Here is a 22,571-nt window from a genome sequence, read left to right on the forward strand (position 1 = left end):
TCTTTGGTTTACGTGCGGGAAAAGAGATCATGGATATATTTCTTTCTGGTGCAATTTAGTGCAATTAGTGCAAACAAAATGGGCTTTTACGGCGCCGGGGGCGGCTTAGTGCGCAACCTGCTCAAGTTCCCGGTCAATGTGCCTGGCCCACATGCTTCGCCGTTCTTCCCGCTCGGATGCGGAGATGGCCGGTTCGAACCGTTCGCCCGGTCCCAGGGCGCGGGCCGCTGTTTCGAGCGAATCCCACAGGAGTCCGTCGGCACCGGCCAGGAACGCAGCGCCGCGCAGGCTTGCCGTGCCGGTGGCGGGCATCCGCCGCATCGGAATCCCGGTGAGGTCAGCCTGCATCTGGATGAGCGGATCGCTGCCGGACATTCCGCCGCCGACCCGGATCTCGGTGACCGATACCCCGGCGACTTCTTCGTTGGCGTGAACGCTGCTCGCCACGGAGTGGGCAATGCCTTCCAGGACGGCGTACGCCACCTCGGACCGGCTGGTTGCCATGGATAGTCCGCTCAGGGACGCCCGGACCCTCGGCTCGACGACCGGGACCCGGATACCCGTCAGCGCGGGAACAAACATCACGCCGTTAGCCCCGCTGGCCAGGGCAGCCAGCTCGCTGATCTGCACGGCGGACTCGAACCAGCCCAAGGAACCGCAAAGCCAGTCGAGCGCTGACCCAGTGGTGGCAGTGAAAGTCTCCACCGCGTAAACGCTGCGATGGTTGCGGCGCCACCCAGTGAGGGTCAGTGTCCCGTCATAGAGGCCGGGGTTTTCCGGCAGACGGGGCCCGGTGACCAGGTCAACGAAGCTGCCGGTGCCGTGAACGCACATGGCCTGGCCGGCATCCAGGCAGCCCAGTCCCACGGTGCCGGCATGCTGGTCACCCACCGCTGCCCGGATGGGCAGCTCGAGTCCGAGGAGCCGCGGATCGGTATGTCCGAGCTCTTCGGCGTCCTGGCGGAGTTCCGGGAGGATCTCCACCGGGAATTCCAGGGCTTCGATCCAGGGGATTTCATACCGGTGCTCAGCGAGCACATAGGCACCGGCGGAGGTGGCATTGGTGGACGTGGCCACGTAGGCACGTTCCCTGGTGAGGTTCCACAGGAGCCAGGTTTCCATGGTGCCGAAACCGAGCCGTTTTGCCGCGTAGGCCTCGGCCACGGCCGGGCTGTCCCGCAGGTGATGGGCTGCCCACAGGTACGGGGAGCGAACTCCAGCGGGGCGGCCGACCGTCTGGATCAGGTGTTCGTTCCAGGTGCTGCCCAGAGCTTCGAGCCCCGCCGCGTGGCGGGTGTCCTGCCACACCATGGCCGGGACCAGGGGATGGCCGGAGACGGTATCCCAAAGCACCGCCGTCGCCCGCTGGGTGGCGATGGCAGCTGCCTTGAGCTCGTAGCCCGCTTCCGCGGCACGCTGGACGACGATGCGGCATACTTCCAGCGTCTTGGCCAGGATTTCCCCGGCATCCTGTTCCACTACCCCGGCACGGGGAGTGGAGACCTGGAGGCGCCGGTACTCCTCGCCGTGGACCGTCCCGTCCGCGGTGACCCAGGCTGCCCTGGTCCCCGTGGTGCCTTCGTCGATGGACAGGATCGCCGGCTGCATCCGTGCCATCTAGACCCGTGCCGTTTCGTTCCGGGCCTGGTCACTCCGGAACTGCGGAGCATTCTCTTCTTCATCCGGGCTGACCGCTGCACGGGTGGGATCCCATTTGATCACCGAGCAAACGATGCAGGCGATCAGCGGCACGGCGGAAAGGATCAGGAAGGTGGGGCCGAGGCCAAGGTCCTGCTTGAGGATGGGGAAGACGAGCAGGCCCAGGGCTGCTCCGGTGCTGCCAAGCGCCCCGATGACACCGTTGGCTCCCGCTCGCAGTTCGCTGCGGAAGGACAGGGTGGAGATGCTCTTGCCGTTGGCGCCGGGCCCGCCGGAGTGGAACAGGATGAACAGGGACGGGATCAGGAAGGCCAGGAAGATCGGCAGGCTCTCGTAGAAGGCTCCCAGTATCACCAGCATGATGAAGACGGCGCCGAAGCCGACTGCCGAGGCCTTGCGCAGGCCGATTTTCCTGCCGATCACCGGCGAGAGGAAGCCGCCGACGATACCGAAGAGGTTGAAGACAAGCGCGCCCAAAGTGGCCACCACGAAGTCTTCACCGAACAGGGTGAGGCTAATAATCGGCAGGTACCAGCCGACGGCGAAATACTGGATGGACTGCCCCATCTGGATGGTCGCAGCGAGGATCGTCCGTGGAAGGTAGATTCCGCGGAAAATCAGCGCGATGTTGGCGAAACCCTTGGTCGCCTGGTTCAGGATCGGGGAGCGGTCTTCGACAGGCGCTGCCGTGAACGGCTCACCATAGATCTTCGTCATGGAGGCGGCCGCCTTTTCAAGCAGGCCCTTCCGGGCTGCCCAGGTGGGGCTTTCGACCATAAAAGCGAGCTGGGCGACAAAGAGTGCCAGGGCCACGATGCCCGCTGAGCCGACGGCGTAGCGCCAGATCGATTCTCCGACACCCATGTTGTAGAACAGGATGGCGAGAATCAGGTTGGAGCTCACCGCGGTGTACCAGATGCCCTGCCAGGTGTTCAGGCGGCTCTTGAACCGGGCGGGGGTAAATTCTGCCAACAGGGCCATGGCGATCGCAAAGTCGATGCCGTAGGCGGCACCCACGAAGAAGCGTCCGACCAGCACCAGCTCGAAAGCGGGTGCAAAGGCGGCCAGGCCGGCGCCGATCAGCGCCAGGAACTTAGCGAAAACCAGTGGAGGAATGCGGCCCCAGCGGTCCGCCATCCAGCCGCCAATCGGATTGAACACGATGGCGACCCAGGATGCGAGGGACGTCAGGATGGCAACCTGCGTGGCGCTCAGCTCCAGGTCCCTGGTCATGGGCCCAAGGCCGGCGCTCAGCGCAGAGTTGGAAAAGGCGTCCAGGAACAGGCCGCCCAGCGCGAGCCACCAAATGACCCCGGCCCGGCCCGCTATCTTGGGGCGGGCGTCAATGTAAGAAACTACGTCGTGCACGCCGCGGAGTGTAAAACTCGACATTATGGCCGACCTCTCTGTCGGGATTGCTCCTGTCAGAGACCACGGCCCAATAGAAACGCAAAAAGGGCAAGAAAAGACCTCCAACAGGAAGTCTCTATTCTTGCCCTGATAAATGTGATCTTAGACGCATAATGCCGTTTGTGGCAATACCCGGCCCGCGCTCTTTCCAAACCCGGGCATTACGCCGCGTGACACCCCGCAGCTTGCGCGCCACCGGGGGCGGTGTTCCATACTGGGCGGGCAGGATCATGAGTCCCAACGCGAAGCTCTGGCTGGTTGGGCGGCAACCCTCTCCCGTGGCGGGGTGCCCCAGATGACGATCCGGTCGCAGGCGCATCAGCCGGCGGCAAGTACGGCGCTCCCTTGACGGTGCGTCAAACCGGAAAAGGACTTCAATGGCCAATTCGCCCGCACCCCGACAGATCCGTTTCAACGCCTTCGACATGAACTGCGTGGGCCACCAGTCGCCCGGCCTGTGGCGCCACCCCGAGGACCAGTCCTCCCGGTACAACGACATCCGCTACTGGACCGAGCTGGCCAAGACCTGCGAACGCGGGCTTTTCGACGGCATTTTCATCGCCGACGTGCTGGGCACCTACGACGTTTACGGTTCCTCCAACGAGGCCACGCTGCGCCAGGGCACCCAGGTGCCGGTCAACGATCCGCTGCTGCTGGTCTCCGCCATGGCCCTGGTCACCGAGAACCTGGGCTTCGGCGTCACCGCCGGCACCGCGTACGAACACCCGTACCCGTTTGCCCGCCGGCTCTCCACCCTGGACCACATTACGAACGGCCGGGTCGGGTGGAACGTGGTCACGGGCTACCTGCCCTCCGCCGCACGGAACATGGGCCAGGAAGACCAGCTGGAGCACGACGAGCGGTACAACCACGCCGACGAATACCTGGAAGTGGTCTACAAGCTGCTCGAAGGCTCCTGGGAAGACGACGCCGTGGTCCGGGACCGCGAAACGGGTGTCTTCACCGACCCCTCCAAGGTCCATGACATCAACCATGAGGGCAAGTACTTCAAGGTCCCCGGCATCCACATTTCCGAGCCCTCCCCGCAGCGGACCCCGGTGATCTTCCAGGCCGGTGCTTCGCCGCGCGGCATCGCGTTCGCGGCCGGGAACGCCGAGGCGGTGTTCGTGGGAGCCCCGACCGTGGAGAAGCTGAAGGCCACCGTCACCAAGATCCGCGACGCCGCCGAAGCGGCCGGCCGGGACCGCTACTCGATCCGGATCTACACGCTGCTGACCATCATCACGGCCGCGACCCCCGAAGAGGCCCAGGCCAAGCATGAGGACTACCAGCGCTACACCAGCGACGAGGGCGCACTCGCCCTGATGTCCGGGTGGATGGGGGTGGACCTCTCCACCTACAACCTGGATGAGCCGCTGGGCAATGTGGAATCCAACGCCATCCAGTCCGCCGCCGCGAACTTCCAGAAGGTGAAGGACGACGGCGAGCCCTGGACCGTGCGGGACATCGCCGAATCCGCCGGGATCGGCGGGCTGGGCCCGCGGCTGGTGGGTTCCGGTGCCGAAGTTGCCGAGGAGCTGATCCGCTGGGTCGAGGAAACCGACGTCGACGGGTTCAACCTGGCCTACGCCGTCACCCCCGGGACGTTCGAGGATGTGGTGGAGTTCGTGGTGCCGGAGCTGCAGCAGCGCGGCGCCTACCCCTCCGGGTACGCGCCCGGAACGCTGCGGAACAAGCTCTTCGGTGCCGGCGATAAACTGCCCGAAACCCACCGGGGCGCCAGGTACCGCTTCGCCCCGGCGGTCAACGGCTAGGGCAGGCTAGTACAGCTTGATGGAACCGCCGTCGGCCATCAGTGTCTGTCCGGTCATGTACTTGGACTGTTCGCTGGCCAGGAACACAACGATCGGTGCGATGTCCGTTTCGGGATCGCCGAGGCGGCCCAGCGGGACGGCATCCACGACTTCCTGGTAGGCCTCGGGGAAGGCCTGGCTCCACTGGACGATTCCCGGGGTCAGGGCAATGGGGGAGACCACGTTGACGCGGATGCCGTCCGCAGCCCACTCATTGGCAGCGGTCCGGGAGATGGCACGGATGGCTTCCTTCGCCGCGGCGTAGGTTGCCTGGTTCGGCAGGCCCTTCATGCCGGCGCCCGAAGCGAAGTTGACGATGCTGCCACGGGTCTTCTTCAGCTCCGGGTACGCGGCGCGCATCAGGTGGAACGTTGCCATGGTGCCCGTGCCGAAGGAGAGGTCCCACATTTCCTGGGTGGTCTCCATGATCGGCGCCTGCTTGGAGGCATGGGCGTTGTTGACCAGGATGTCCAGGGCGCCGAAATGCTCCACGGTTTCGGCCACGATCGCGGCGGCATTCTCTTCCTTGGAGATGTCTTTGGCGATAAAGATGACATCGCCCAGACCTTTGAGGTCAGCCAGGAGCTGGTCGCCCTGGGCCTGGTCGATGTCGACCACGGCCACCTTCGCGCCCTCGGACAGGAACCGGCGGACAATTCCGCGTCCGATTCCGCCGGCACCGCCGGTGATGATTGCAGTCTTATCCTTCAGTTGCATTTTCTTCCTTCCATGAAACCGGGCGCCTTGCGGAGCCGGAGAATTGGCCAAGGGCCTGTTCGACGCCGCGGATGAAGTTGGCGACGACGAAGTCCAGGGAGCGGCGGGAAGCTGCGGAGCTGATGCCCTGGTCCTGGAACCGGGCCGCCAGCGGGAACCGTGCCACGGCCCCGGAGTTCCACTGCGCATGGTCGTTAGGTCCGGCCTGTTCGGGGCCGGACTGCGCCGCCGCTGTGATTGAGGCTGCGCCGATAACAGCCGCGGAGATCCCCAGCAGGCAGTCGAACCCCTGCTCCTCGGTGAGCCCGGCGCCCCGCAGCCGGGAGAGCAGCAGCTCCACCTCACCCGGTGTCGCCAGGTTCACCAGCCGGCGGGGGGTCAGCACGATGTGCAGCAGCCAGGGATGGGCCTGGAATGCCTGCCACTGGGCGTCGGCCATGTGTTCAAGCGTTGCCTGCCAGGTAGCCACGCCGGGAGGCAGGAGTGCGAAGTCCTTGGCGGCGTCGGCCATCAGCAGCAGGAGGGCGCGGCGGTCCGCGACATGGCGGTAGAGGGCCATCGCCGAGACGCCGAGGGTCCCCGCCACCCGGCGCATGCTGACGGCGTCCAGGCCCTCCGCGTCGGCTATCCGGACGGCGGCAGCGGCAATGGTATCGGGGTGCAGCGGGAGGGACCGGGCCATCGGCACCCCTTTCGTAAACGTCGGTGTTTACAGTGTATACCTCTCTTGTTTACGGTGTACGCACAGGTTCAGCGGACGCCGGGGCGGGCTCTGGCTCCGCCCCGGGAGCAGGGACGGCACCCGGACGGTCGAGTTCCTGGATGTCCTCTCCGGAACGGTCCTTGGTGGCCAGGAGCGAGATCAGCGACACCGCGGAGAACGCCGTCCACAGCCCGGCGACCAGCCACAGGGAGCCCCCGCCGGCGATCACCAGGGCGGTGGCGATCATGGGGGTGAATCCGGCTCCGAGGGTCGCCGCCAGCTGGTAGCCGATCGAGGCGCCGGAATAGCGTACGGAGGTGGGGAACAGTTCGCCGGCAAAGGCGCCGTAGGGTCCCGAGGTGAAGCCCTGCACCACCGAAAGCCCCAGGAAAATGGCCAGCATAAAGGCCACGGTGGAGCCCATGTCCAGCAGTGCCATCACGGGGAAGGCCAGGATCATGGCCCCGATGTTGCCCCAGATGAGTACGCGGCGGCGGCCCATCCGGTCCGAGAGCTTGGACGCCACAATGATCACGAGGATGGTGCTGACTCCGCCGAGGGCCTTGATATTGAGCACTTCGGTCTGGGCCAGGACTGCCTGCTGGACGGCATAGGAGATGGCCCAGGCTCCCATCAGGCCCTGGGCCATCTGCCCGGACAGGCCGGCGCCGACGGCGATGAACAGGGCCTTGGGGTGCTCCCGGAACAGCTCGGCGGCGGGAACGCGGCGCTTCTTCGCCTCGGCCTTGGCCGAAAGCTCGCTGAAGATCCGGGATTCGGAGACCTTCATGCGGATGAAAATGGCGAGGCCCATCAGGACGGCGGAGAGCAGGAAGGGGATACGCCAGCCCCAGGATAGGAACTGCTCCTGCGGCAGGGTGGACATGGCCGAAAGCATCAGGGTGCCGAGGATGGTGCCGGCCGGGGCGCCCATGTAGGCGAAGGCGGAGGCGAACCCGCGGGATTCCTTCTTGGCGTTCTCGAAGGCCAGCAGCATGGCCCCGCCCCACTCCCCGCCGACGGCGATGCCCTGGAAGAGGCGCAGGGTCACCAGCAGGATCGGCGCCCATACGCCCACCTGTTCACTGGTGGGCAGCAGCCCGATCAGGGTGGAGGCGATGCCCATCATGAGCACTGTGGTGACCAGGATGGTTTTGCGTCCGACCCGGTCGCCGAGGTGACCGAAGATGATGCCGCCCAGGGGCCGTGCGACATATCCGACGGCGAGGGTGCCGAAGGAGACAAAGATGGCGGCCTGCGGGTCCATGCCGGCGAAGAAGACCTGGTTAAAGACGATGCCGGCGGCGGTGGCATAGAGGATGAAGTCGTAGTATTCGACGGCGGTGCCAAGGAAGCTTGAAAGCAGGATCCGGCGCATTTCACGCGGGGAGGCATGGTAGCTGCCGGCCTGGGTGGCTGGGATGCTGGGCTGGGTGCTCATGGTATTTTTCTCGAATCCTAGAGGGTGGCGGCTGGGGCGCCGGAGACGGATGGGCAGGCGGCACCCTTGCCGCTGCCGAAGGGGATGACCGCCAGGTCATCGGGGATGCTGAGGTTTCCGGCGAAGGTTGTGCGGGCTTCGGTCCAGGCTTCGGGAGGGGAGTAGCTCGGCACCAGGTGGTGCAGCGCGAGGTGCCGCACTCCGGCTTCGGCCGCAATCCGGCCGGCCTCCGCAGCGGTGGTGTGGGCGCGGCGGTGGTGGTCCATGGTGGCCTGGAGCATCTGTGAGTCTGTGTACTGGCGGGCCAGGAGATCCAGGTTGATGGCCTCGTGCAGCAGCAGGTCCGTGCCGCTGGCCAGCCGCACCATGTTGGGGCACGGTGCGGTGTCTCCGGAAATGGTTACCGAGCCGGACCCGGTGTCGAACCGGAAGGCAAAGGCCGGGGCGGTGGGATGGTGATCGACCAGGACCGCGGTCACGGTGACGTTGCTGTCCCGGAAGATTTCGAGCGGTTCCATGTCCGGAGTGACGTTGGTGTCCGGATCAAACCCGAGGCTGGCCGGCAGGTTGATTTCGCGGGGCTGGAACTGCTCCGCCGGACTTTTGGCCAGGGAATCGAAGATCCTGTCGTTGCAGTCGGTGGCGTAGGCGGCCAGCAGGCCCTCGACCAGTCCGGCGACTCCCGGCGTCGGCCGTTCCGGTGCAACGGGGACCGGTACCCCGGTGGCCCGCGGCGACAGCGGCGGCAGCTTGCCCCGGTCACCCGGACCGATCACGGGGATCGGGCCCCGCGGTGTGTTTTTCAGTTCGAAGGCACCGAACAGCAGCAGGGAGGGCAGGTCCACAGTGTGGTCGGAGTGCATGTGGGTGATGAAGATTCCTCCGAGGTTGGCCATGTCCAGACCGGCGGCGTTGGCCTGGCGGCCCGCGCCCTGGCCGCAGTCCACGAGGTACCAGGTGCCGTTGACGACCACCGCCGTCGCGATTCCGAAGCGCGGGGTGCCCTGGTGGTCCTTCCACCAGCGGGGTCCGCCCGCGGTGCCAAGGGTGATCACATGCGGGAGTGAAGCGTCTACAGCCATAAGGGGTGCTCCGTGGGGTCGCTGGTTTGCGGGTTTCCTCAAGGATGGTGTCCTGCATCACATTTACCTAGCTATAATTACTGGCTAGACCCATAAGGTGATCTTATGAGCGAAATCACACTCCGCCAGCTCGAGTACTTCGCGGCGGTGGCGGAAACCCAGTCCATCACTGAGGCGGCACGCCGCTGCCATGTTTCGCAGGCGGCGGTGAGCCTGGCACTGTCCCAGCTGGAGCAGGCACTCGGCGTGACCCTGGCCATCCGGCGGCGGGGCAAGGGTGTGGCCCTGACCCCGGAAGGGCAGGTGGCCGCCACCCGGGCCCGGCAGATGACGGACCAGGTCACGGATCTGGCGGCGGCGCTCGATCAGGTGCACGGCCAGTTGTCCGGCCGGCTGGTCATCGGGGTGTTCAGGACGCTGGCCATGCATGTCATTCCGGCGCTGGTTGACTGGTTCACCACGCGGCATCCGCAGGTCGAGCTGGACTTTGTGGAAGGCAGCGGCCCCGATATCCAGGAGGCCATGCTGGCCGGGCGGCTCCAGCTGTGCGTGGTGTACGAGGCGCAGGTGCTGCCCGACTGCTCGGCCGAGCTGCTCAAGGAGACCCGCCGGCAAGCCGTTCTCAGCCCGGACCACCCCCTGGCCGGACAGTCTGCGGTGAGCCTGGCGGAGCTGGCCTCCTACCCCGCAATCCTCATGGACGAGGAGCCGGCGCTCCAGCGGACCATCGCCGAATTCGCCCGGGCGGGCGTGGAGCCGAATGTCCGCTGGCGCTCGGCGAGTGTCCAGGCCATTCACAACGTGGTCGGCCGGAACCTGGCGTACGCCCTGCTGATGCAGCCGGCTCCGGCCAGCCCGGAGGGACGGCCGCTGGTGTTCCTGCCGCTGGCCGGGAACACCCCGGCCAACTCCGTGATGGCCGCGCTGCCCGCCGGAGTGACCCGCAGCGCACTGGTGGAAGAGTCACTGGCCGCGCTCCGCGCTCACTGGCAGCCGGAGGCACCAGCCCATTGACCCTGCCCGGAGGCACTCCTACCGTGGAATGACGGCCGCCAGCGGCCCCAACTCCAGTGAAGGAGAAGCCATGGACCCCTCAGCCGGCGCCTCGGGGCGCGTGCTGTCCGCCGATGGAACACCGATCGCCTGGGAGCGGCACGGGGAAGGTCCTCCCCTGGTGGTGGTGGACCCGATCATGATGGACCGGACCACCTCGGGCATGGCCGGTGTCGCCGAGCGGCTTGCCGCGGGCCACACCGTCTACACCTATGACCGGAGGGGAAAGGGCGAAAGCGGGGACGGAGAGGAATACACGGCCGAATCCGAAGTCGACGATCTTCTGGCCGTCGTGGAAACGGCCGGCGGAACAGCGGATCTGCTGGGCACCTCCTCCGGAGCGATCCTGGCGCTGCGTGCGGCATCGGAATCCGCAGTGATCTCCAGTGTCGTGGCCGTGGAACCGCCGCTGGCCAGTGACGGCAGCCCCGGAGCGGACATCCGTCCCCAGCTCGCAGCACTCATCGAAGCCGATGACCGGGCCGGCGCGATCCGGCTTTTCCAGGAGTCCATCGGGGTCCCCGATGAGGTGATCCGGTCCTCCGAACCCAGCCCGTTTGAACCTGCCGCGCACACCATTTCCTACGACCTCACGCTGATGATCGATACCGATGTCCGCAGCCTGACCGGAGTCCGGGTTCCGGTGCTGGTCCTGGCCAGCAGCGGCAGCGACGAACGGCTGAAGAACTGGGCGCGGAATACCGCGGAGCTGCTCCCCGAAGGATCCTTCCAGCTCCTGGCGGGCGGATGGCACGGCATCGAAGACGCCGAGCTGGCCGCCGCCGTCGAGGCGTTCCTCGCCTAGGGCGCCACGCTGCCCCTCCACCGCCGGCGCTGCCGGCGCGTAAGGTAAGAATGTCTTCAGCCCGACCGACCGGAGGAAGCGGCCACATGACGCACCGTAACGATCCCGAGGTCATTTCCCGGCTACTCTCCGCCCGGGGGCGATGGGCCGTGGTGGGGTTGTCCAACAACCCGATGCGCCCTGCCGTGGGCGTCTCCCGGTTCATTCAGGAGACGCTGGGGATGGAGATCATCCCGGTCAACCTCAAGGGTGAGGACGTCCACGGAAACAAGGGATACACCCGCCTCGCCGAAATCCCCGGCCAGATCGACGTCGTTGACTGTTTTGTGAACTCCGCGAGGGTGGGCAGCATTGTGGACCAGGCCATCGAAGCCGGTGCCAAGGCCGTCTGGCTGCAGCTGCGTGTGGTGGATGAAGCGGCAGCCCAGCGCGCGCACAATGCCGGGCTCGACGTCGTGATGGATACCTGCCCGGTGATCGAAGCCGGGCGCTACGGACTCTAGGGCAGCCGCTGGTCTACAGGCAGGGAGCGGTGGGCCTTCCAGGCCGCAAGCATCTGCTGCCGGGTACCGCCCGGATTGCGGGTGTGCCAGCCGCGGGAGAAACGGTTCAGCTCAAACTGCGCCCCAATCGGGCGGGCAGCGCTGTCCCGGGTGGCATGCCAGTGGTCGAGCGCAGCGCCCATTGTCGCCGTGCCGTCATTGCCGGCGAAGAATTCCCGCATGGGCGCGTCGAACCGGAACCCGGGGCCAAGGGCGTTAACGAAGAACTCGCGCAGGACCTGGCTGCAGGGGTGCCCGGCCGGGATCACGGTGTGGATGGTCAGCGGGGGCAGCAGGCGGCGGACCCGGTCCTTCCTGGCGGCCTGGGCCGGCATGGCCGGAAGGGGCTTGCCGTCCAGGAACGCCGCGGTCCGCCCGGCCAGAATCTCCTTGGACCCCGAAGCGGGCAACCCCTGGCTTCGGGCAAAGGCCTGCAGCTCCTCCTTGAGCCAGTACCAGCGGCGGAACTCTGCCCCGCTCAGAGCGGGGGTGAGCGCGGGGCGTTCGGGAAGAGTCACGCCTCCTATCCTCCCGCACCGATCTCCACGAGGAGCACACCGCCGATGATCAGGACGATGCCCAGCCCCATCAGCCAGGTCAGGGGTTCCTTGAAGAGGATCCGTCCCAGGACCGCGGTCAGCGCCACGCCGGCAGCGGCCCAGATTCCGTAGGCAACTCCCAGGGCCATCCCATCGGCCAGGGTGAGGGCCAGCATGGTGAAGGCCACCAGGTAGCCCGTGAGAACACCGGCGTACCAGCGCTTGTTGTCCAGGGACATCCGCAGGCACAGGGTGCCGCCCACCTCGAAGACGATGGCCGTGCAGAGGAAGAGCCACGCCATTACGCCTCTCCTCCTGACCGCTTCTCTGCCGCCTGCCGTCCCAGCTCCACGCAGAGGACGCCGGCCATGATGGCCAGGATGCCCAGGGCCATCAGGGGCGTCACCGGCTCCGCGAACAGGAAGAAGGACATCACGGCGGTCAGCGCGACGCCGGCAGCTCCCCAGATTCCGTAGGCCACGCCCAGCGGCATTCCGGTCCGCAGCGTGGCCCAAAGCAGCACGAAGGCGCCCACATAGCCGGTCACCACGACGGCGTACCAGCCGGGTGCGGAGAGCGCGCCTTTCAGCGAGAGGGAACCGGCAACCTCCAGCACGATGGCACACCCAAGGAAAAGCCAGCCCCTCATGCGGGGCCCGGACCGGCAGCGGCGGATGCTGCCCGGGAATCCGCCCGGGAAGGGCCGGGAGAAAGTTCGGAAAACGACACAAAACCATCCTGCCCTACCTGCGGCATCCGGCGGGATGCCGCCCCGGAGCGCAGGAAAGGCCCGCCGCTCCCGTGACGTCACAAAGCCGTAGTGTGACGCCGGGTGCGTCACAGAGCGACGCACCGGGCCATACACGGAAATCTTCTTGTCCATCCGGGTCATCCCCGGCTTTTATGGACCCATAACCATCCAGAGCGGCTGAGAGACCTGGCTCCATGACGCCGCAGCAACCCCTTCCGTAATCCTGCGGAGGACAGGGGTGCTACCGCCAGGACCGATGGAGAAGCACCCGCTTTCTTTTGGTCCCCCATGGGTTCGCCTCAGCGCACCCATGGGGATGCCGTGCGGTGCTCACCTCTTGCCGGGCAATGACCGAAGGAGGACGGCATGATTCGGATCGAGAATGTTTCGAACGTTTTTGGCACCGGAGAATCCAGCTTCACCGCCGTGGATGACGTGTCACTGGAGATCCCGCGCGGCAGCATCCAGGGAATCATCGGCTTCTCCGGGGCCGGAAAATCCACGCTGCTGCGCAATATCAACCTGCTGGAGCGTCCCACCTCCGGCCGGGTCCTGGTGGACGGCGTGGACGTGACGGCACTGGATGACACAGCCCTGCGCGCCACCCGGCACGGGATCGGCATGATCTTCCAGCACTTCAACCTGCTTAACAACCGCACCGCGGCGCAGAACGTGGAGCTTTCCCTGAAGTTCTCCGGCGTCAGGAACGCTGCGGAGCGCCGCCGCCGGGCACTCGAGGCGCTCGCCGTCGTCGACCTGTCCGAAAAAGCGGGAGCGTACCCGGCCAAGCTTTCCGGCGGGCAGAAGCAGCGGGTGGCCATCGCCCGGGCCCTGGCCACTGAACCGAAGGTGCTGCTGTGTGATGAGCCCACTTCCGCCGTCGACCCGCGGACCACCGCCTCCGTGCTGCAGTACCTCAGCGACGTGAACGCCCGCTTCGGCATCACGATCGTGGTGGTGACCCACGAAATGAATGTCATCAAGGCGATCGCGGACAACGTGGCGGTGATGGAGGACGGGCGCGTGGTGGAACAGTTCGCGCTCACCGAGCTGCAGCGGCCGGGGTTCAGCCCCGCCACCTCGATCGGACGCTACCTCATCTCGGATGAAATCAGCCTGGACCGTGCCGAAAGAACCGCCGCCGGCCGGCTCGAAGGAGCCCACCATGCTTGAGCGCATCATCGAAGTCTGGCCGGAACTGCTCGCCGCGCTGGGCCAGACCGGCATCATGCTCCTGGTGGCCATTCCGCTGGCGGTGCTGATCGGCACCCCGCTGGGTGTGCTGCTGTATGCGCTTGGCCCCAACGGGCTGGTCCACAAACCCAAGCTGCACCGGATCCTGGACTCGCTGGTCAACCTGGTCCGGTCCTTCCCGTTCCTGATCCTGCTGATCGCCATCATCCCGTTCACCCGGTTCGTCGTGGGCACCACCATCGGCACCGCGGCGGTGATCGTGCCGCTGACCATCAACGCGATCCCGTACTTTGCCCGGTTCGTGGAGCAGAACATCACCTCCCTCGGCGGGGGAGTGGTGGAAGCAGCGCGGTCCATGGGCGCGACCCGGAGCCAGATTGTCCGCGACGTCCTGCTCGTGGAAGCCCGGCCGGGACTGATCAGCTCCGTGACCATCATGACGGTCAGCTTCATCTCCTATTCCGCGATGGCCGGGCTCGTGGGCGGCGGCGGAATCGGCGACTTCGCCATCCGCTACGGCTACTACCGCTATGAGACCGGGCTGATGATCACCGCCATCATCCTGATGATCCTGCTGGTACAGGCCGTCCAGCTGGGCGGCTCCTGGATTTCCCGGCGCGCAGACAAGCGTCTTTAGCCTTCAACCGAAAGAACCACCATGCCTATCCCCAGCACCCGTTTTTCCGGGCCGCGGCCGCGCCTGCTGCTCAACGCGTTCCTGATGAACACCACCAGCCACATCCGCGGCGGCCAGTGGCGCCACCCCGAGGCCGAGCAGCACCGCTTCAACGAACTCGGCTTCTGGACGGACCTGGCCCGGCAGCTCGAAGCGGCGAAGTTCGACGCTCTCTTTTTCGCCGACGTCGTAGGCCTGTATGGAAACCACGACGGCGGCTGGGCCTCCCATGTGCGCCGCGGCCTGCAGGTGCCGGCCAACGATCCGGTGCTGCTGCTCGCCGCGCTGGCCGGAGCCACCAAGGACATCGGGCTGGCCGCGACATCGTCGGTGGTTCAAAGCCACCCCTTCCAGTTCGCCCGGCAGATGTCCACACTGGACCACCTCACAAACGGCCGCGCCGGCTGGAACATCGTCACCTCGGTGCTGGAGAACGCACACCGCAATTTCGACGGCGCCGGGCTCACGGAACACGACCGCCGGTATGACTGGGCGGACGAATACACCGCCGCCGTGTACAAGCTGTGGGAAGGCTCCTGGGACGACGGCGCGCTGATCCAGGACAAGGCCAGCGGTGTGCACGCGGACCCGGAGAAGGTCCATAAGATCCACCACCGCGGCGAGCGCTACTCCATCGACGGACCGCACCTGAGCGCACCCTCGGCGCAGCGCACCCCCGTGCTCTTCCAGGCCGGCAGTTCCGGCCGCGGCCAGCAGTTCGCGGCCGCCAACGCCGAAGCCACCTTCATTTTCGCGCCCAACCCCGCCCACGCCGCCAAGGTGGCTGCCGGTGTCCGGTCCCGCGCCGTCGACGCCGGGCGCCTGCCGGAGGACGTCCTGGTGTTCACCGGACTCTCCTTCGTGGTGGGCGGCACCGAAGCCGAAGCGCAGCGGAAGAAGGCCGAGCTGGACGAATACCTTGATCTGGACGCCGTGATCGCGCACATCGGCGGCGGCCTGGGGATTGATCTGGGCGGGCTGGACCTGCAGACCCCGCTCGGCGACGTGCAGACGGAGGGCGGGCGCGGCGTGCTGCAGGCCATCATCGACTCCACCCCCGGCGGCAACCCGACCCTGGCCGATGTGGCCCGTTACCGGACCGAAGCGCAGCAGATCACCGGCACCCCGGAGCAGATTGCCGATGAGCTGGAGCGCTGGCAGGACTCCGGAGTGGATGGCATCAACATCATCAACGCCATCCTGCCGGGCTCCTACACCGACTTCGTCGACGGCGTACTGCCGGAGCTGCGCCGCCGCGGACTGGCCCAGAGCGGGTACGCGCCGGGAACCCTGCGGGAAAAGCTCTTCGGCGCCGGTTCCGGACCGCTGCTGAACGAGCGCCACCCGGCCGCCCGGTTCCGGGGCGCCTTCACCGCCGCCGCTCCCGAACACCCCGGCCTTGTACCCGCAGGAGAAACCCGATGACCGCCAGCCTGCTCCACCGTTACGGCCGCAGCACCAGCGCCGGCCAGGAGCACTGGTTCGCGCTGGCCGACGAGGCCGCCGCCATCCTCGGGGCCGATGCCCTGGAACGGGACCTGGCGAACAAGCCGCCCTTCACCGAAGTGGAAGTCCTGCGCCGGTCCGGGCTGCTGCCGCTGACCATTCCCACCCGCTTCGGCGGGGCCGGAATCGACTGGGAAACGGCGTTCGAGATTGTGCAGCGGATCGCGCGGGCGGATAACTCCCTTGGCCAGCTGCTCGGATACCACTACATCTTCCAGTCCTTCCCGTACATCGACCTGGACGCGGAACGCGGCCAGGCACTCGCGGATGAATGCCTGGCCCAGCAGTGGCTCTGGTCCTCCACCGGCACGCCGCAGGGACCGCAGGCCACCGCCCGCCGCGTCGACGGCGGCTACCTTGTCACCGGTAAAAAGCCGTTCTCAACCGGCAGCCGGGTGGCCGAGCGGATTTACGGCCGGGCGGTTGTGGACGGTGGTGACCGGCTGGCGCTGGTCATCGACACCGCCTCCGAGGGTGTGATCCGGCACGATGACTGGGACGTGCTCGGCTCCCGGCTCACGGCCACGAACACCATCGAATTCCGGGATGTGTTTGTGCCGGACACGGACGTGATCACCAACCTGGGAGCGCACGACGGCGAGAGGCAGCCGCACCAGGTCCTCACCACCCCCGCCTTCCAGCTGCTCTTCGCACACGCCTACCTGGCGGCCGCTGAGGGTGCCGTCCTGGCGGCCCGGGACTACACACTCGCCGGCGCGCGGCCCTGGTTCCACGCCGAGGTGGAGACCGCAGCGGAGGATCCGTTTATCCAGAACCACTACGGCTCCTTCGCCGCCCGGGTCCAGTCCCTGGCCGCCGTCGTCGACCAGGCCACCACTGCCCTGCAGTGGGCCTGGGACGCCGGGGAGGCGCTGACCGCCGCGGACCGCGCCGGAGTGGCGGAGCAGATCGCCGCCGCGAAGATCACCGCGCACGAAGTCTCCCTGGACGTCACGGCACGGATTTTCGACGTCACCGGAGCCCGGGCCGCGGGCAGCAAATACGGCTTCGACCGCTACTGGCGGGACGTGCGCACCCACACCCTCCACGATCCGGTGGCCTACAAATACAACGAACTCGGCCGCTACTTCCTCAACGGCACCGAACCCGTTCCCTCCGCCTACCGGTAACCATCACGCACGTCACCCACCCCATACGAAGGACAACCATGGAACGCAGGAATTTTCTCAAGCTGGCCCTGGCCGGCGCAGGCGCCGCCTCGCTCACCGCCGCCACCGGCTGCGGCCTCACCGGCGGAGCGTCTGCCGCGAATGACAAGACCATCAAGATCATCGTCACCGAGTCCGCCCCCTACCAGGAGCCGACGAAGATCGCCGTCGAGCTGCTCAAGGCCAAGGGCTGGACGCTGGAACCCACTTACGTCACCGACATCGTGCAGCCGAACCTGGCCGTCTCCAACGGCGAATTCGATGCCAACTACTTCCAGCACGGCGCGTACCTGCAGCAGTTCAATGTGGACCAGAACCTGGAAGTGCAGCCGCTGTTCTACGTCTACGGCTCACCCGGCGGCATCTGGTCCGAGCGCTACTCCAGCCTGCAGGAACTGCCCGACGGCGCACGTATCGCCTTGCCCGTGGACCCCTCGAACAACGGCCGCGCCCTGCTGCTGCTGCGCGACGCCGGACTGCTGGAACTGAAGGACGGTGTGGGTGTGATCCACACGTCGCAGGAGACCATCACCGCCAACCCGAAGAACCTGACCTTCGTGGAAGTGGACCAGCAGTCGCTCTCCAAGACACTGCCGGACGTGGACGCCGGGTTCCTGTTCGTGCGCCTGGCCGCGGAAATCGGGCACACGCCGGAGGACGCCCTGGCGTTCGAAAAGGAAGCCGACCAGATTCCCTTCCGCTGCGTCGTCGCCGGAACCGCGGAGTTCGCCGAATCCGAAAAGGCCGCGGCGCTCAAGGAGGCGTACCAGTCACCCGAGGTCAAGGAATGGTTCGCCGGCTACATGGGCGGGGTGCTGCCCACGCCGTGGGACGCTGACCCGCTGGCGGAACTCGACGCCTGGTGGCAGGCCTAGAGCTTGCCGAACCGGGCCCGCATGATGCCCAGGTACAAGCCGTAGCAGATCAGTCCCACCCCGACGGCGCCCAGCGCCAGCCAACCCTGGGGCGCCTCCTTCAAGGCGTGCAGGGCGCCGTCGAGGCCGCTGGACTTCTGCGGGTCAGCAGTGGCGGCGGCCGTAATGACCAGGCCGCCCAGGATGAGCAGTGAGATGCCCTTGGCAGTGAAGCCCGTGATCCCGGTGATGGTTACGGCGCGCCGCCAGGTCCCGCCCGGAACCGGTCCAAGGTCCTTCCGGAACGTCCGCATCACGCCCTTGTAGACGAAGTAGATTCCGATGCCGGCGACCACCGCTCCGATCAGGCCCACCAGGATCTGGCCGGAGGGCTGGCTGAGGAGCCGGGCCGTCCAGGTGGCCTGGTTCTGCCCGCTGTCGCTTGAACCGCCGAGCGCGAAAACGCCGAAGCTGACGCCGATCGCGCCGTAGACCACGGCTGAGCCGGCATCGGTGGCACGTTTCTTCCAGACGTCCTTCCGGCTGCCGGCTGAATCGAGGAAGGTGCGGGTGATCTGGAAGAACGCCAGCGCGAGGCAGCCGAGGAAACAGGCCCAGATCAGGAAGATGCCGCCCGGCCGGGAAGCGAGAGCGGACATCGCACCCGAGGAGTCGGCGCTGCCGCCGTCACCGAAGGCGATCTGCAGTGCGATGAGGCCAATCAGGGCGTGCAGCAAGCCGCTGGCCACGTAGCCCATGCGCGCGGCCCGCTCAAATGACTTGGAGTCGGCAGCACGCTCCGCGGCGTGCGTCATCCTGCTCCCGCCGGCGTTCGTCCGGTCCTTGCCCAATCCGTCCTCCAAAGGTTGCCGGCGCCTTGTGGGGCCGCCGAAGTAGTGCGTGTGCTTAGTGGTTTCTCCATCCTGCCATCTGTGGTGCGCGGGACCTACGCGGCGCTAAGGTCGATTCATGGACGCCGCAACCCTGAGGCAGTACTGCCTGTCCCTGACCGGAACATTCGAGGACTTCCCCTTCGGGCCCGAGTCCTCCGTGTTTAAGGTCCGGGCCGCAGGTGCCGGACGGGCGGCCAAAATGTTCGCTCTCTCGGCGCTTTCCGGAGACCCCCTGATGATCAGCCTCAAGTGTGAACCGGACCTTGCCCAGCAGCTGCGGTCCGTGCACCCGGAAATCACCGGAGCCTGGCATATGAACAAAACCCACTGGAACCAGCTGGATCTCTCCGGGAGCCTGGAGGATGAGCTGGTGCGGAACCTCGTGGAGGACTCCTATGACCTGGTGGTGGCTTCCCTGCCCCGCCGGGACCGGGAATCCCTGGCCTGGAAGGGCCTGGCCGGGGGATGACACAGCGGAAACTGACCTATGCGGACCCCGGCCGGACCGAGCGCCCGTACCCGATGCCGCTGGAGGGCGGCTGGCCCCGGCACTACCGCCTGGTGCTGCGCGAAGAACGCGTGCGGGTGCCGGATCCGGGCAAGGGATTCCTGCGCCTGGTGGATGGTGTGCTGGGCTGGGACCTGCACCGCGGCAGCGGGCTGCGGGTGGATGCCGGTACTCCCCGGGCCCGTCCGGGATTGGAGATGTCCTCCGGTGTGGGTATTGGGCAGCTGCGCTGGCACGCGCCGTGCCGGGTCCTGTGGAGCACTGAACCGGTGGTCGACGACGCCGGCCGCCCGGTGCCTGGCCAGCGGGCCGGTTTCGGCTACGGCACCCTGCGCGGACATCCCGAGGCAGGGGAGGAAGGGTTCTACGTCGAGCTCAGCGAGGACGGGCAGCTGTTCTTCCGCGTCGCCGCCTTCAGCCGTCCCGCCAACCTGCTCATCGCCGCCGGCGGGCCGCTGAACCGGCGCACCCAGGAGATGTTTACGAACCGGTATTTCCGGACGGCCCGCCGTCTGGCATTGGGGAAGGCGTAACGTCCTCGGGCGGGACAACAAAGAGACCGTTGACCAGGCTGAACGCCAGTAGCGAAGGGAGCCCGGTGCTTACCGTGGGCTGCTCCAGAAACAGAACTGCCACGACCAGCATGAGAACGCACACGCCGAGCAGGGCAACGCTGAAGTTGAAGCTTCCGCCCCGGCCGCGCAGCACCCGTTCCTTGGCACGAGGTGAGGAACTTGGATTCCGCCGGGACTGCGCAAGCCACCAGAGCCCGCCGGCGGTGGCCAGAACGCCGCAGCCGGTGGCGACCCACGGCACTCCGGCGTCCCACCCGCTGCCGCCGGACAGGTATGGAAGAGTCACGCTGATGGACACCAGTCCCATGACCACTAGCAGCAACCCGGCAAGAAACTTCGCCCGCTTCGTCCGTGCATCTGTCCTGGTGTTCACGTCTGTCCCCCTGAAAGTTACGGGCGACCCTACCAGCTCACCCCTCGGCGTCGGGCAGCTGGCTCTTGCGGTGCAGCACAAAGGCCAGGTCCGGACCCGAGGATTCCACCGGCATAAACCCTGAAGTCAGCAGGAGCGCCTGCGATGCCTCGTTCTGCTCGTCGGTGTACGCGGTCACCCGTTCGACGCCCGGCTGGGCGAGCGCGAACCGGCTGAGGGCTATCAATGCCTCAGTCGCGTATCCGAGACCCTGCCGTGACGGCACGATGTTGTAGGTGACCTCCACGGCGCCGTCGACCGGAGGGCCAAGGAAGCCGATGGTGCCGACCGCTGTCCCGCCGCGCTCACGGATCAGCCGGGCACCGAAGGTCCCGGCCTGCGGGCCGAGCAGCCCCGCCTGGAAGTACTGCTGAGCCGCGTCCTCATCCATGGCCTGCGGAAAGTCATCAGCCCAGGACGGACAGCGGATACCGGCAATCAAAGCATCAACGTCTGCCGCTGACATCTCCGCCAGCTCCAGCCGGTCGGACTGCAGGCTGCCCGCAGGCACCTGCTCCTCAGAAATCATGGTCACGATGAATATTCTTCCCCATCGATACGCGTGGAAACGCTCATTCTGCGGCAAAAATATCCAGAGTCCGCAGTTTCTGCAAGCCCCTGGAATCCGCGGGTTCCTGCGCCCGAACCGCCGCCCGGGCCCGGCGGGCCGGGGCCAGGGACGCCAGGCCGGTCCCGGACGTTATGCCCGCCCGCGTAACACGGGGCAGCGGAACGTCATTGACCTTCACTTCCTACCCGTTGCGGCAACCCCAGGGGCATACTCGTCTCCAAGATCAAGAGTCCCAACGGCAAGCTCTGGCTGGTTGGGCGGCAACCCTCTCCCGTAGCGGGGTGCCCCAGATGAGGATCCGGCCGCGCACAGAAACCGTGCCAGGCAAGTACGGCCCCCTTCGACGGCAGCATTCACCAACCGAGTGGTTCTGCGCGCCGGCAGCGGGTGCCTTGACTGAAGGACGCGATATGACCATCGTCGACACCGAAGTAAACCTGCGGGCAGCCCGCTCGCCCTGGAACGGACACGCTTCCGCAGAGGAGCTGGACCACTGGCGCAGGACCGCCGAGGACGTTGCCGCCGCACTGGCTGCGGATGTCCTGGAACGGGACCGCCGGAACGCTGATCCGCACGCCGAGGTGGACCTGCTGCGGCGCTCGGGACTGCTCAACCTGATCATCCCAGCGGAGTGGGGCGGCCGGGGCGGACATTGGGAAAGCGCACTGCACGCCGTGCGCATCCTGGCGCGCACCGACGCGTCGATCGCGCAGATCCTGGCCTATCACTACGCCAACCTTGGCGCCGTCGTGTTCTACGGCAGTGCATCGGTGCAGGAGCGGCTCTTCCGCCGCTCGGCCCAGGCCGGCTGGTCCTGGGGCGATTCGGTGAACCCGGTGGACCCCAACCTGGAACTCATTCCCGACGGCGATGGTTACCGGCTGGAGGGCATCAAGCACTTTTCCACCGGTGCCTCCGTGGGCAACGCCATCCTGGTCAACGCGGTGGTCTCCGCCGGCGAAGACCAGGGGAAATTCCTGGCACTCGCCGTCGACCACGACCGGGCCGGCATCGAATACCTTGGCAACTGGGACGCGCTCGGCCAGCGCCTTTCTGCCAGCGGTTCGGTGAAGTACACCGGGGTCCGGATCACCGCCGAGGACATCATCGGAGAGGTGGGGGAGGAACCCTTCTCCACACTGGTCACGCCCTACATTCAGCTGGCCTTCGGCAACCTCTATCTCGGTATTGCCCAGGGAGCCCTGGCCCGCGGACGTGAAATCACGCTGGGACGCAGGAATTCCTGGTTCCTTTCCAGTGCCGAAACCTACGCCCAGGACCCGCTGACCCAGCGGGTCTACGGGGAACTGGACTCCCGGATCGCGGCGGTGGAAGCACTGGCGGACCGGACAAACCGCAGGTTCGACGGCGTGATTGCCGCCGGCGGCCAGCTCACCGCCGAAGCACGCGCGGAACATGCCATCGAGATCGCCCGGCTGAAAGTTGTCTCCAGCGAGGTGGGCGTGGACACGGCCAACCGCATCTTCGAGGTGACTGGCTCATCCTCGGCTAAGTCAGAGGTGGGACTGGACCTGTTCTGGCGCAACGTCCGCACCCACAGCCTGCATGATCCGGTTGACTACAAAAAGGTCGAGGTGGGTGCCAGCTACCTGCTCGGCGAGGTCCAGCCGATTTCGCTCTACACCTGAGCCCGGGCTGCGACGGAGCCACTTCCACCCTGCCCGGATGGGCGAACC

23 protein-coding genes and 3 riboswitches are annotated in these 22,571 nt (G+C 66.6%); of the genes, 12 read left to right on the top strand and 11 right to left on the bottom strand.

From position 1 onward, the window contains the following. Positions 1 to 105 precede the first annotated feature (105 nt). Both AL3_RS11670 and AL3_RS11675 read right to left on the bottom strand, forming a co-directional pair. Entirely contained in the window at positions 106 to 1,617 is a 1,512-nt protein-coding gene (locus AL3_RS11670; protein ID WP_066300901.1) for an FGGY family carbohydrate kinase, read from the bottom strand. After that, on the bottom strand, positions 1,618 to 3,051 hold the full coding sequence (locus AL3_RS11675) for an MFS transporter (RefSeq protein WP_066300903.1): 1,434 nt from the start codon (positions 3,049 to 3,051) through the stop codon (positions 1,618 to 1,620). Positions 3,052 to 3,295: 244 nt separating this feature from the next. Continuing rightward, a riboswitch (SAM riboswitch) is annotated at positions 3,296 to 3,410 on the top strand. 36 nt (positions 3,411 to 3,446) lie between these two features. On the opposite strand from AL3_RS11675, the gene AL3_RS11680 reads away from it, so the two are divergent. Beyond that, positions 3,447 to 4,844: an LLM class flavin-dependent oxidoreductase gene (locus AL3_RS11680; RefSeq protein WP_066300905.1), complete on the top strand. Its 1,398-nt coding sequence runs from the start codon at positions 3,447 to 3,449 to the stop codon at positions 4,842 to 4,844. Between the two features lie 6 nt (positions 4,845 to 4,850). On the opposite strand, the gene AL3_RS11685 is transcribed toward AL3_RS11680, so the two are convergent. The 4 genes from AL3_RS11685 to AL3_RS11700 are packed head-to-tail and all read right to left on the bottom strand — an operon-like array spanning position 4,851 to position 8,826. Beyond that, positions 4,851 to 5,600 (bottom strand): SDR family NAD(P)-dependent oxidoreductase, encoded by a 750-nt coding sequence (locus AL3_RS11685; RefSeq protein WP_066300908.1) that lies wholly within the window; start codon positions 5,598 to 5,600, stop codon positions 4,851 to 4,853. Then, positions 5,584 to 6,282 carry a TetR/AcrR family transcriptional regulator C-terminal domain-containing protein gene (locus AL3_RS11690; RefSeq protein WP_066300911.1) on the bottom strand — a complete coding sequence of 233 codons (699 nt, stop codon included), beginning with the start codon at positions 6,280 to 6,282 and terminating at the stop codon, positions 5,584 to 5,586. The genes AL3_RS11685 and AL3_RS11690 overlap by 17 nt, the downstream gene beginning before the upstream one ends. Before the next feature lie 49 nt (positions 6,283 to 6,331). Further along, the gene (locus tag AL3_RS11695; RefSeq protein ID WP_066300913.1) at positions 6,332 to 7,744 is read right to left on the bottom strand and encodes an MFS transporter; all 1,413 of its coding nucleotides are present in this window, start codon (positions 7,742 to 7,744) and stop codon (positions 6,332 to 6,334) included. Positions 7,745 to 7,761: 17 nt separating this feature from the next. Then, a complete protein-coding gene (locus AL3_RS11700; RefSeq protein WP_066300915.1) occupies positions 7,762 to 8,826 on the bottom strand; it encodes an MBL fold metallo-hydrolase in 1,065 nt (354 codons plus the stop codon). 105 nt (positions 8,827 to 8,931) lie between these two features. Between AL3_RS11700 and AL3_RS11705 the strand changes: the two genes are divergently transcribed. From AL3_RS11705 to AL3_RS11715, 3 genes are all read left to right on the top strand, one after another. Continuing rightward, entirely contained in the window at positions 8,932 to 9,840 is a 909-nt protein-coding gene (locus tag AL3_RS11705) for a LysR family transcriptional regulator (protein ID WP_066300918.1), read from the top strand. Positions 9,841 to 9,910: 70 nt separating this feature from the next. Further along, complete coding sequence (locus tag AL3_RS11710) at positions 9,911 to 10,684, top strand: alpha/beta fold hydrolase (RefSeq protein WP_161599325.1); 774 nt, start codon at positions 9,911 to 9,913, stop codon at positions 10,682 to 10,684. Between the two features lie 86 nt (positions 10,685 to 10,770). Next, the gene (locus AL3_RS11715) at positions 10,771 to 11,187 is read left to right on the top strand and encodes a CoA-binding protein (protein ID WP_066300923.1); all 417 of its coding nucleotides are present in this window, start codon (positions 10,771 to 10,773) and stop codon (positions 11,185 to 11,187) included. Here the strand turns inward: AL3_RS11715 and AL3_RS11720 are convergent. From AL3_RS11720 to AL3_RS11730, 3 genes are read right to left on the bottom strand one after another with little or no spacing between them, the layout of a single operon-like run. Then, the gene (locus AL3_RS11720; RefSeq protein ID WP_246168350.1) at positions 11,184 to 11,744 is read right to left on the bottom strand and encodes a DUF6434 domain-containing protein; all 561 of its coding nucleotides are present in this window, start codon (positions 11,742 to 11,744) and stop codon (positions 11,184 to 11,186) included. The genes AL3_RS11715 and AL3_RS11720 overlap by 4 nt on opposite strands. A 5-nt stretch (positions 11,745 to 11,749) precedes the next feature. After that, positions 11,750 to 12,067, bottom strand: a complete 318-nt coding sequence (locus tag AL3_RS11725; RefSeq protein WP_066300925.1) for a DMT family transporter — start codon at positions 12,065 to 12,067, stop codon at positions 11,750 to 11,752. Continuing rightward, positions 12,067 to 12,414 carry a DMT family transporter gene (locus AL3_RS11730; RefSeq protein WP_066300928.1) on the bottom strand — a complete coding sequence of 116 codons (348 nt, stop codon included), beginning with the start codon at positions 12,412 to 12,414 and terminating at the stop codon, positions 12,067 to 12,069. The genes AL3_RS11725 and AL3_RS11730 overlap by 1 nt, the downstream gene beginning before the upstream one ends. A gap of 263 nt (positions 12,415 to 12,677) precedes the next feature. Then, a riboswitch (SAM riboswitch) is annotated at positions 12,678 to 12,779 on the top strand. A gap of 103 nt (positions 12,780 to 12,882) precedes the next feature. On the opposite strand from AL3_RS11730, the gene AL3_RS11735 reads away from it, so the two are divergent. The 5 genes from AL3_RS11735 to AL3_RS11755 are packed head-to-tail and all read left to right on the top strand — an operon-like array spanning position 12,883 to position 17,936. Further along, positions 12,883 to 13,689, top strand: coding sequence for a methionine ABC transporter ATP-binding protein (locus tag AL3_RS11735; protein ID WP_066300929.1), 807 nt, complete (start codon positions 12,883 to 12,885; stop codon positions 13,687 to 13,689). Next, positions 13,682 to 14,347, top strand: coding sequence for a methionine ABC transporter permease (locus AL3_RS11740; protein ID WP_066300930.1), 666 nt, complete (start codon positions 13,682 to 13,684; stop codon positions 14,345 to 14,347). Before AL3_RS11735 ends, AL3_RS11740 begins: the two co-directional genes overlap by 8 nt. A 21-nt stretch (positions 14,348 to 14,368) precedes the next feature. Continuing rightward, a complete protein-coding gene (locus AL3_RS11745; RefSeq protein WP_066300935.1) occupies positions 14,369 to 15,811 on the top strand; it encodes an LLM class flavin-dependent oxidoreductase in 1,443 nt (480 codons plus the stop codon). Further along, complete coding sequence (locus tag AL3_RS11750; protein WP_066300937.1) at positions 15,808 to 17,022, top strand: acyl-CoA dehydrogenase family protein; 1,215 nt, start codon at positions 15,808 to 15,810, stop codon at positions 17,020 to 17,022. The genes AL3_RS11745 and AL3_RS11750 overlap by 4 nt, the downstream gene beginning before the upstream one ends. Positions 17,023 to 17,060: 38 nt before the next feature. Next, positions 17,061 to 17,936, top strand: a complete 876-nt coding sequence (locus tag AL3_RS11755) for a MetQ/NlpA family ABC transporter substrate-binding protein (RefSeq protein ID WP_066300940.1) — start codon at positions 17,061 to 17,063, stop codon at positions 17,934 to 17,936. Here the strand turns inward: AL3_RS11755 and AL3_RS11760 are convergent. Further along, a complete protein-coding gene (locus AL3_RS11760; RefSeq protein ID WP_246168349.1) occupies positions 17,933 to 18,766 on the bottom strand; it encodes a DUF1206 domain-containing protein in 834 nt (277 codons plus the stop codon). The two genes, AL3_RS11755 and AL3_RS11760, sit on opposite strands and share 4 nt — an antisense overlap. 118 nt (positions 18,767 to 18,884) lie before the next feature. On the opposite strand from AL3_RS11760, the gene AL3_RS11765 reads away from it, so the two are divergent. Both AL3_RS11765 and AL3_RS11770 read left to right on the top strand, forming a co-directional pair. After that, complete coding sequence (locus AL3_RS11765; protein WP_066300943.1) at positions 18,885 to 19,277, top strand: MmcQ/YjbR family DNA-binding protein; 393 nt, start codon at positions 18,885 to 18,887, stop codon at positions 19,275 to 19,277. Beyond that, entirely contained in the window at positions 19,274 to 19,849 is a 576-nt protein-coding gene (locus AL3_RS11770; protein ID WP_066300944.1) for a DUF1990 domain-containing protein, read from the top strand. The genes AL3_RS11765 and AL3_RS11770 overlap by 4 nt, the downstream gene beginning before the upstream one ends. Before the next feature lie 452 nt (positions 19,850 to 20,301). Here the strand turns inward: AL3_RS11770 and AL3_RS11775 are convergent, their stop codons facing one another. Then, positions 20,302 to 20,832 (bottom strand): GNAT family N-acetyltransferase, encoded by a 531-nt coding sequence (locus AL3_RS11775; RefSeq protein WP_246168445.1) that lies wholly within the window; start codon positions 20,830 to 20,832, stop codon positions 20,302 to 20,304. 263 nt (positions 20,833 to 21,095) lie between these two features. Continuing rightward, positions 21,096 to 21,211: riboswitch (SAM riboswitch) on the top strand. 73 nt (positions 21,212 to 21,284) lie between these two features. On the opposite strand from AL3_RS11775, the gene AL3_RS11780 reads away from it, so the two are divergent. Then, positions 21,285 to 22,523: an acyl-CoA dehydrogenase family protein gene (locus AL3_RS11780; RefSeq protein WP_066300951.1), complete on the top strand. Its 1,239-nt coding sequence runs from the start codon at positions 21,285 to 21,287 to the stop codon at positions 22,521 to 22,523. Positions 22,524 to 22,571: the final 48 nt, after the last annotated feature.

This window comes from Arthrobacter luteolus NBRC 107841, assembly GCF_001552075.1.
Taxonomy (GTDB): Bacteria; Actinomycetota; Actinomycetes; order Actinomycetales; family Micrococcaceae; genus Arthrobacter_B; species Arthrobacter_B luteolus.

Bases quoted from the DNA above. Each gene is read 5' to 3' on its own strand.
- AL3_RS11670 (WP_066300901.1), bottom strand. From the start codon at position 1,617: ATGGCACGGATGCAGCCGGCGATCCTGTCCATCGACGAAGGCACCACG.
- AL3_RS11675 (WP_066300903.1), bottom strand. From the start codon at position 3,051: ATGTCGAGTTTTACACTCCGCGGCGTGCACGACGTAGTTTCTTACATT.
- AL3_RS11680 (WP_066300905.1), top strand. From the start codon at position 3,447: ATGGCCAATTCGCCCGCACCCCGACAGATCCGTTTCAACGCCTTCGAC.
- AL3_RS11685 (WP_066300908.1), bottom strand. From the start codon at position 5,600: ATGCAACTGAAGGATAAGACTGCAATCATCACCGGCGGTGCCGGCGGA.
- AL3_RS11690 (WP_066300911.1), bottom strand. From the start codon at position 6,282: ATGGCCCGGTCCCTCCCGCTGCACCCCGATACCATTGCCGCTGCCGCC.
- AL3_RS11695 (WP_066300913.1), bottom strand. From the start codon at position 7,744: ATGAGCACCCAGCCCAGCATCCCAGCCACCCAGGCCGGCAGCTACCAT.
- AL3_RS11700 (WP_066300915.1), bottom strand. From the start codon at position 8,826: ATGGCTGTAGACGCTTCACTCCCGCATGTGATCACCCTTGGCACCGCG.
- AL3_RS11705 (WP_066300918.1), top strand. From the start codon at position 8,932: ATGAGCGAAATCACACTCCGCCAGCTCGAGTACTTCGCGGCGGTGGCG.
- AL3_RS11710 (WP_161599325.1), top strand. From the start codon at position 9,911: ATGGACCCCTCAGCCGGCGCCTCGGGGCGCGTGCTGTCCGCCGATGGA.
- AL3_RS11715 (WP_066300923.1), top strand. From the start codon at position 10,771: ATGACGCACCGTAACGATCCCGAGGTCATTTCCCGGCTACTCTCCGCC.
- AL3_RS11725 (WP_066300925.1), bottom strand. From the start codon at position 12,067: ATGGCGTGGCTCTTCCTCTGCACGGCCATCGTCTTCGAGGTGGGCGGC.
- AL3_RS11730 (WP_066300928.1), bottom strand. From the start codon at position 12,414: ATGAGGGGCTGGCTTTTCCTTGGGTGTGCCATCGTGCTGGAGGTTGCC.
- AL3_RS11735 (WP_066300929.1), top strand. From the start codon at position 12,883: ATGATTCGGATCGAGAATGTTTCGAACGTTTTTGGCACCGGAGAATCC.
- AL3_RS11740 (WP_066300930.1), top strand. From the start codon at position 13,682: ATGCTTGAGCGCATCATCGAAGTCTGGCCGGAACTGCTCGCCGCGCTG.
- AL3_RS11745 (WP_066300935.1), top strand. From the start codon at position 14,369: ATGCCTATCCCCAGCACCCGTTTTTCCGGGCCGCGGCCGCGCCTGCTG.
- AL3_RS11750 (WP_066300937.1), top strand. From the start codon at position 15,808: ATGACCGCCAGCCTGCTCCACCGTTACGGCCGCAGCACCAGCGCCGGC.
- AL3_RS11755 (WP_066300940.1), top strand. From the start codon at position 17,061: ATGGAACGCAGGAATTTTCTCAAGCTGGCCCTGGCCGGCGCAGGCGCC.
- AL3_RS11765 (WP_066300943.1), top strand. From the start codon at position 18,885: ATGGACGCCGCAACCCTGAGGCAGTACTGCCTGTCCCTGACCGGAACA.
- AL3_RS11770 (WP_066300944.1), top strand. From the start codon at position 19,274: ATGACACAGCGGAAACTGACCTATGCGGACCCCGGCCGGACCGAGCGC.
- AL3_RS11775 (WP_246168445.1), bottom strand. From the start codon at position 20,832: ATGATTTCTGAGGAGCAGGTGCCTGCGGGCAGCCTGCAGTCCGACCGG.
- AL3_RS11780 (WP_066300951.1), top strand. From the start codon at position 21,285: ATGACCATCGTCGACACCGAAGTAAACCTGCGGGCAGCCCGCTCGCCC.